At 63.4% G+C, this 6,000-nt stretch carries 11 protein-coding genes and 1 tRNA gene; 4 read left to right on the top strand and 8 right to left on the bottom strand.

Features of this window, described 5'->3' with window-relative positions; all coding sequences use genetic code 11:
- Positions 1 to 387: 387 nt before the first annotated feature.
- On the top strand, positions 388 to 597 hold the full coding sequence (locus ACFSOZ_RS29460) for a hypothetical protein (RefSeq protein ID WP_379098921.1): 210 nt from the start codon (positions 388 to 390) through the stop codon (positions 595 to 597).
- A gap of 122 nt (positions 598 to 719) precedes the next feature.
- Here ACFSOZ_RS29460 and ACFSOZ_RS29455 read toward each other — a convergent pair.
- The 3 genes from ACFSOZ_RS29455 to ACFSOZ_RS29445 all read right to left on the bottom strand — a co-directional run bounded on the left by ACFSOZ_RS29455 (position 720) and on the right by ACFSOZ_RS29445 (position 1,646).
- Positions 720 to 793 (bottom strand) — tRNA-Gln (locus ACFSOZ_RS29455).
- A 106-nt stretch (positions 794 to 899) separates the two neighbouring features.
- Positions 900 to 1,190, bottom strand: a complete 291-nt coding sequence (locus ACFSOZ_RS29450) for a hypothetical protein (protein WP_379098918.1) — start codon at positions 1,188 to 1,190, stop codon at positions 900 to 902.
- Positions 1,191 to 1,352: 162 nt separating this feature from the next.
- Complete coding sequence (locus tag ACFSOZ_RS29445) at positions 1,353 to 1,646, bottom strand: hypothetical protein (protein ID WP_379098916.1); 294 nt, start codon at positions 1,644 to 1,646, stop codon at positions 1,353 to 1,355.
- 492 nt (positions 1,647 to 2,138) lie between these two features.
- Between ACFSOZ_RS29445 and ACFSOZ_RS29440 the strand changes: the two genes are divergently transcribed.
- From ACFSOZ_RS29440 to ACFSOZ_RS29430, 3 genes are all read left to right on the top strand, one after another.
- A complete protein-coding gene (locus ACFSOZ_RS29440; protein ID WP_379103855.1) occupies positions 2,139 to 3,215 on the top strand; it encodes a sensor histidine kinase in 1,077 nt (358 codons plus the stop codon).
- A 238-nt stretch (positions 3,216 to 3,453) separates the two neighbouring features.
- The gene (locus tag ACFSOZ_RS29435; protein WP_379103853.1) at positions 3,454 to 3,738 is read left to right on the top strand and encodes a hypothetical protein; all 285 of its coding nucleotides are present in this window, start codon (positions 3,454 to 3,456) and stop codon (positions 3,736 to 3,738) included.
- A 63-nt stretch (positions 3,739 to 3,801) separates the two neighbouring features.
- Complete coding sequence (locus ACFSOZ_RS29430; protein WP_379103851.1) at positions 3,802 to 3,936, top strand: hypothetical protein; 135 nt, start codon at positions 3,802 to 3,804, stop codon at positions 3,934 to 3,936.
- A 75-nt stretch (positions 3,937 to 4,011) separates the two neighbouring features.
- Here the strand turns inward: ACFSOZ_RS29430 and ACFSOZ_RS29425 are convergent, their stop codons facing one another.
- From ACFSOZ_RS29425 to ACFSOZ_RS29405, 5 genes are all read right to left on the bottom strand, one after another.
- Entirely contained in the window at positions 4,012 to 4,257 is a 246-nt protein-coding gene (locus ACFSOZ_RS29425; protein ID WP_379103849.1) for a DUF982 domain-containing protein, read from the bottom strand.
- Positions 4,258 to 4,270: 13 nt separating this feature from the next.
- Positions 4,271 to 4,507 carry a DUF982 domain-containing protein gene (locus tag ACFSOZ_RS29420; protein ID WP_379103847.1) on the bottom strand — a complete coding sequence of 79 codons (237 nt, stop codon included), beginning with the start codon at positions 4,505 to 4,507 and terminating at the stop codon, positions 4,271 to 4,273.
- A 124-nt stretch (positions 4,508 to 4,631) separates the two neighbouring features.
- Positions 4,632 to 5,078 carry a GFA family protein gene (locus ACFSOZ_RS29415; RefSeq protein ID WP_379103845.1) on the bottom strand — a complete coding sequence of 149 codons (447 nt, stop codon included), beginning with the start codon at positions 5,076 to 5,078 and terminating at the stop codon, positions 4,632 to 4,634.
- Positions 5,079 to 5,210: 132 nt separating this feature from the next.
- Positions 5,211 to 5,390, bottom strand: a complete 180-nt coding sequence (locus ACFSOZ_RS29410; RefSeq protein ID WP_379103843.1) for a DUF3606 domain-containing protein — start codon at positions 5,388 to 5,390, stop codon at positions 5,211 to 5,213.
- A gap of 173 nt (positions 5,391 to 5,563) precedes the next feature.
- Complete coding sequence (locus ACFSOZ_RS29405) at positions 5,564 to 5,932, bottom strand: VOC family protein (RefSeq protein ID WP_379103841.1); 369 nt, start codon at positions 5,930 to 5,932, stop codon at positions 5,564 to 5,566.
- Between the last annotated feature and the right edge of the window lie 68 nt (positions 5,933 to 6,000).

Raw genomic sequence — 6,000 nt, 5'->3', positions numbered from 1 at the left:
GCGAGTCTACCAATTGGGGATTGTATTAAAATGATACAGTCCGCAGTCGCGCCCGCATCTCGTCGCTTTTGATGCCAGCTTCGCCCTGTACCTGCTACAATCCGATATGGCCGGCCGAATAGCGATTGTCCTGGCACTTCTTTTCGCCTTCGCCTACGGATTCGCAAAACTCGTGGAACGTTATGGCAGTGTTGGCGATGCTCCCTCTCCGTGTGCGGAATGGTCAAACCCTGATTGCTCAAACCGGAACGCGGCGCCTGCACAGTATGTTCCACACATCTCGCTTCCCTGGTGATCTCAGGTCGTGTGAAATTTGCGAAGACGCCCAATTCCTTTGCCCAACTTGTGCAAACGCCTCTATGCTTGGCGGAAAGCATAGGAGGCGTCATGGCCAAGCTGACAAACGCTGCTGATATGGCTCTGACCGTTGGTGTTGATCCGACGGCATTTCGGCAGGCATTGCGAAACGCGAAGTTCCCTTGGCACAAGCGCAATGCTGATTGGATTGTTGAGCTCGATAGCGCGGAGCACTCGTCAATGCGGACCGTGCTGGTAACTCTCCTGAAGCGAAAGAAGCCCGATGCCGTCCGGACCTGAAGGCCAGAAGCGCCCGCCGACGTGATCGGCAGATGCCGTCCGCGTCAGCCCGCATGTCGCGCACGTTTATCCGATGATATTCGACAAAAGGCGACCTGAAATGCCTTGGCGGTTGATTTGGCTGGTTCCCGCTCATGGGCTCGAACCACGATTCACGCCTTCAAAGGGCGCTGTCCTACCATTAGACGAAGCGGGATAATGCAACCTGCGCCGACACCCCTAGCCGGTTCGGGCGCCGGGATCAACGCGATCCTCCTGCGATCGGCAATTGGCGATCGGCAATTGGCGGCAAGCCGTCGCCGTCACGGGATACGGCCAACCGGCTCGTCGCACTTGTAGAGCGGGCAGCGGCCGTCACGGGTCGGGACATAGGCCGACATCGGCACGTCGGGCCAGTCGCATTCGTTGCCGAATTGCCTGACATAGCGGTCATAGGTGTTGGGGCCGGTGGTCAGCACCACGGCGCGGCGGCTCTGGATCAGTTGTTGGAGCTGCTGGCAGCTCATCGTGCGGGTGTCGGGCCGGGCCTCAGTGAGGCCGGTCGCGGCAAGCAGCATCGCTGCCGTCGCCAAAGCAGTTCGGTGGATGGGCATGGCGGTTACCTCAGCGGTTTACGTACCACGCGAACGTGTCAGGCGAAACTCGCATCCGGCCGGCGGTTCCGCAACAGCGCGATCCCCTTGCGATCGGCAACTGGCGATCGGCAAGTTGCGATAGACAACTGGCGATCGGCAATGGGCGGCAAGCCGCCGCCGTCAATCCGGGAGATCGCCGATCGGCTGGTCGCAGCGATAGACCGGGCAGTGGCCGTCACGGGTCGGGACATAGGCCGACATCGGCACCTCCGGCCAGTCGCATTCGATGCCGAATTGCCTGACATAGCGGTCATAGGTGTTGGGGCCGGTGGTCAGCACCACGGCATGGCGGCTCTGGATCAGCTGCCGAAGCTGCTGGCAATCCATCGTGCGGGTGTCGGGCCGGGCGGTGGCGAGGCCGGTCGCGGCGAGCAGGATCGCTGCTGTCGTCAAGGCAAGTCGGCGGATGGGCATGGCGGCTACTCGGTGTTTACGTCACGCCAAACTCGCATCCCGTCCCGCGGTTCGGCAACAGCCAGCCGGCCGTCTTCTCGTGGCGCAACCAAATGCCGCGTCGCGCATTGCTGGGAAATGGACGGCAGGAAGCCCTACGAGACCCCGCATTGGCCACCCGGAAACGAGGATCGCGAGGCCATGTGCTGTTCCTTCTGCGGCGGCCGCGACCACCGCTACGAGGACTGTCCGCAACGCGAGCCGGAGGCCGATCCTCCGCCTGACGCCCCGGACGAGGCCCCTCCCAAACCGAACGGATCCTGACACCGGGTTCGGGCTCTTCGGTGGCACCGGCGGCCACGGTGTGGCAAGTGCCTCGCGATCGCGGGCGGAATGTTGGATGCCGATTGCAACCAAATGCCCCGCCACGCATTGCTCGGCATCGACGGTATCCCTCGCGCAAGACTGCAAGTCGCAAGATGGCCGGTCGTGATTCGGGGGAAAGGTGGGGCCATGACAGGATTGGCGAGCATCAATGGTCTGATCGGAATCACTGCCGACGCAAGGCTGGCGGCGATCGTCGATTCGTCCTACGACGCCATCATCAGCAAGGATCTGAACAGCGTCATCACCAGTTGGAACGGGGCGGCGCAGCGGATGTTCGGCTACACTGCCGAGGAGGCTGTCGGCCAATCGGTGCTGATGCTCATTCCCGATCATCTCAGGGATGAAGAGGCCGACATCATCGGCCGGGTTCGCAATGGTGAACTCGTGGCCAGTTACGAGACGATCCGGAAACGCAAGGATGGCGGGATCATTGCCGTATCGCTGACCGTCTCGCCGATCAGAAATACAGAGGGCGAGATCATCGGCGCTTCGAAAATCGCCCGCGACATCACCGCGACCAAGGAGAGCGAGCGCCGGATCAGGCTGTTGCTGCGGGAGGTGAACCATCGCGTCAAGAACCAGTTCGCGGTGATCCTGTCGATGGTCAGGGAGACCAGCAAGCGCTCGACCGAACCGCGCGAATTCGAAGACCTCATCCGCTCCCGCATCATGGCGCTGTCGCGGTCGCACGACCTGCTGGTGAACTCGGAATGGGCGGGCGCCAGCCTCTTCGACCTCATCCAGGAGCAGCTCAAGCCGTTCGGCCACGAGGAGCAGGTGTCGCTGTCGGGACCGCTGCTGACCCTGCAGCCGAACGCCGTACAAAATCTCGGCATGGCATTTCATGAACTCGGCACCAACTCTTCCAAATATGGCGCGCTGGCGTGCGAGGCCGGGCGGCTCGAGATCACCTGGCAGATCGCCACCGGCGTTTCGGGCAAGCGGGACATCCATCTCGTCTGGGACGAGACGATGCCGGTGCATGCAGGCGACCCGCCAGGAGGACGGCAAGACGAAAGCACGCGCAAGGGTTTTGGCACCGTCGTCCTGCAGCGCGTGGCGCCGCAATCGCTGAACGGATCGGCGGTTCTGGAGCGCAACCCGGGCCATGTCAGCTGGTCGCTGACGGCGCCGCTGGACTCGATCATCGTGCCCCAGATCGGCACCGAAATGGCTGCCGCCGAGCCGTCTTTCGGCCCTTGAGGGTCCGGCAGGCTCGAAATCTCACACTGACTGGGTGGATGCCCGGCACGGCCGGGCGGAAGTGGCCAACCTTTTCCGTCGATGGGCGTTGTCCCTGTGCCCGGCACGGCCGGGCGGAAGCCCAACCTTTTCCGTCGACGGGCGTTGTCCCTGTGCCCGGCACGGCCGGGCGGAAGTGGCCAACCTTTTCCGTCGATGGGCGTTGTCCCTGTGAAGGGAAGGGAAGAAGGAGGCCGAGATGAGAACCCTCGCCATCGTGCCATTCGGCCTGATGCTGGCGCTGGCAGTGCCGGCCGCGGCCCAGACGGACCAGCAGCAGAACGACAAATGCCAGGTGCAGACGGAGCAAGGCGCCAAACAGCAGCCTGGCGGCGACAATCTGACGGACACGCTCAATGACTGCGGCGGCGTGCTGAAGCCGCCCGCTACCGGCGACCAGGAGATGACGACGCCGGCCCCGGATCAAGGCAAGACACCGGTCATCAAACCGGGTGACGTGCCGGTCCAGCCGCCGGCGCAGTAGCCACGCAGGAACCTCGCGTCGACAGAAACGTTGCTGTCACGACTTCGACCGAAGGAGAGATCCGTGAGAGATATCGCCAGCACCGCCATGTTTCTTGCCTCGATCGCCATTGTCGTCGCCCTGATGCTGATGGCGCCGAACCGCTTCGGGTTCGAGACATCCCGCCCGGTCGTGCAGGCCGACGTTTCTGGGCAATAATCAGAAACGATTTCGCACTATAAAAAAAGGGCGAGGCAGGGATGCCTCGCCTGTCCTTTATCGACTGAGAAGTATCTAGCGGACCAGCACGCCGGCATGGTTGCACAGGGCAGAGAACGCTTCCTGTGCCTGGGCAGCACCGGCCTTGTTTTCCAGCGCGGCCTCGACCTGTTCGCGCGCGGCCTGATAGAAGGGGCCACGCTTGGCCTGCGGCCAGTCGATCAGGATCTCGCTGGCATCCTGCAGCGTGGTGAGATCGCGGATCGTGTCCGAGCCATGCGGCCTGATCCGCATCGGCGTCGACAGCATCAGCTCGGTCATCTCCCGGTTCCCGCTATTGGAGGAATTTCGCTTCGCGCGCGGCGTCGATCATCGCCTGCATCGCCTTTTGCGGCGGCGTCCAGCCATCCAGCGCATCGCGGCAGCTGCGCAACGCCGCCCGATACTGTCGGCTCTGGCCCGCCGGCCAGTCGCCGAGACATTCCAGCCCCTCCCAGGCGCTGCGCACCACGCGCTCACGCTCGGGGGCAAATTTCAGCCGGATCGGTCGGGGAAACATCTTGTCGTTCAACGGTCGTCTCCGTGATGGTGCACGTCGCCCAAAGTGCGCAGCGGTTTTGGACGACATGCGCAAAAAAGCGGGCGTCGGACAACGTCGGCAACAGGGCAGGGTTCCCTGCCGGAACGATCAAATTTCAGCTGCCTGCGACGGCATCCGACAATGGCCTAGGTTCGGCCAACTGGGTGTTGTTCGCCGTTGGCCGGTCATGCTCGAACTGCTCGGCGCCGGGCAATGCATGCAGCCAGGTCTCGCGCCGGCTGGTCCACAACTCATATTCGGGTACGAGATCATCGGTTGGTGCGACATCGAGGCTGCCGATCGTCACCTCGGCCTCGTCTTCACCAAGGAAGGCGACGCGGCCGCCGCAGGTCGGGCAAAAGCTGCGCGTGCCATAGGTGCTGACGATGCCTGTCACCTCGAATGCCTCGCGCGGCCAGATGGCATAGGCCGAATAGACCGAGCCGCCGGCCTTGCGGCAGTCCTTGCAGTGGCACAGGCCGATTCTGAGCGGCGCGCCGGTGACCGTGAACTGCACGCCGCCGCACAGGCAGCTGCCGGTCCTGCGTATGATTTCGGACATGATGCGACCTCCCTCTTGTCAGCCTGTGGCACAGCCTTGGCGCTGGGGGCCGGGCGGGACGGATGCTCTTGCGGACAGAGCCGGTATCGGATCGTCCAGGACAGAGCCCCATCCCGATCCCATCGGGATGCCCTAGCCGCGAGCCGCCATATAGGAATCGAGCTTCTTGCGCGATGGTCCATAGCGCTTGATGATGGTCTGCGCCTCGCTTGGCGGAATGCCATATTTGCGGGCAAAGGCGGCGACCTCGTAAGGCTCCTCGCTCGAAACCAGCTTGCGGTCCTGCTTTGTCTTCGACTTGTCGTCAGCCATTTCAGGCCTCGCTTTCTGTTGCCGGGGAAACGCGCAGCCGTCGGCGCCCGAGTCCACGATCAACAGGACATAACACAGATCGGCGCCGCGGGTTCCACCGGCACGAGAATAACGCCGCGCCCGGCCGCGCCGGCGCCGCATCGATCCCCGAAAATCGATGCCGATTTTCGGGGTCAGGCGCGCGGTTCAAAGAGCTCAACCACGTTACCGGACGGGTCTTCGCAAAGAATCTGCCGCCCGCCCGGGCCGTCTACGATCTCGTTGCGAAACGATGCGCCGCCCTCGCGCATGGCTGCAGCCAGTGCCGGAAGATCCCTGACTTCCAGGACAAGGCGGTTCCACCCGCCCGGCTCCGGGGTCCGGCCATCCGGCATTGGTCTCGCAGCCGAGGCCATTGGACCGGCGAGCCAGAGGGTGAGGTCGGCGCGCGTCAGGATGGCCATCGCCGGGCCGAATTGCTGCTGCAAGGCGAAGCCCAGATGCTTGGTATAGAACGCGATCGACAGATCGACGTCGCTGACGAGATACCGGAATGTCGCCATCCGCGGGCTCCTCCATCAAGCCCCGCCTGCGAGAAAATAGCCGCCGGGACGGGCCGCGGCAAGGTTCG

Origin of the sequence: Mesorhizobium newzealandense (assembly GCF_042682145.1) — a bacterium.
In the GTDB taxonomy this organism is placed as follows: Bacteria; Pseudomonadota; Alphaproteobacteria; order Rhizobiales; family Rhizobiaceae; genus Mesorhizobium; species Mesorhizobium newzealandense.
This window is presented reverse-complemented; position numbering and strand designations above follow the sequence as displayed.

Excerpts from the sequence above, each read along its gene's own strand:
- ACFSOZ_RS29445 (WP_379098916.1), bottom strand. The coding sequence starts at position 1,646 with ATGCCCATCCGCCGACTTGCCTTGACGACAGCAGCGATCCTGCTCGCC.
- ACFSOZ_RS29415 (WP_379103845.1), bottom strand. The coding sequence starts at position 5,078 with ATGTCCGAAATCATACGCAGGACCGGCAGCTGCCTGTGCGGCGGCGTG.
- ACFSOZ_RS29450 (WP_379098918.1), bottom strand. The coding sequence starts at position 1,190 with ATGCCCATCCACCGAACTGCTTTGGCGACGGCAGCGATGCTGCTTGCC.
- ACFSOZ_RS29405 (WP_379103841.1), bottom strand. The coding sequence starts at position 5,932 with ATGGCGACATTCCGGTATCTCGTCAGCGACGTCGATCTGTCGATCGCG.
- ACFSOZ_RS29425 (WP_379103849.1), bottom strand. The coding sequence starts at position 4,257 with ATGACCGAGCTGATGCTGTCGACGCCGATGCGGATCAGGCCGCATGGC.
- ACFSOZ_RS29435 (WP_379103853.1), top strand. The coding sequence starts at position 3,454 with ATGAGAACCCTCGCCATCGTGCCATTCGGCCTGATGCTGGCGCTGGCA.
- ACFSOZ_RS29410 (WP_379103843.1), bottom strand. The coding sequence starts at position 5,390 with ATGGCTGACGACAAGTCGAAGACAAAGCAGGACCGCAAGCTGGTTTCG.
- ACFSOZ_RS29440 (WP_379103855.1), top strand. The coding sequence starts at position 2,139 with ATGACAGGATTGGCGAGCATCAATGGTCTGATCGGAATCACTGCCGAC.
- ACFSOZ_RS29460 (WP_379098921.1), top strand. The coding sequence starts at position 388 with ATGGCCAAGCTGACAAACGCTGCTGATATGGCTCTGACCGTTGGTGTT.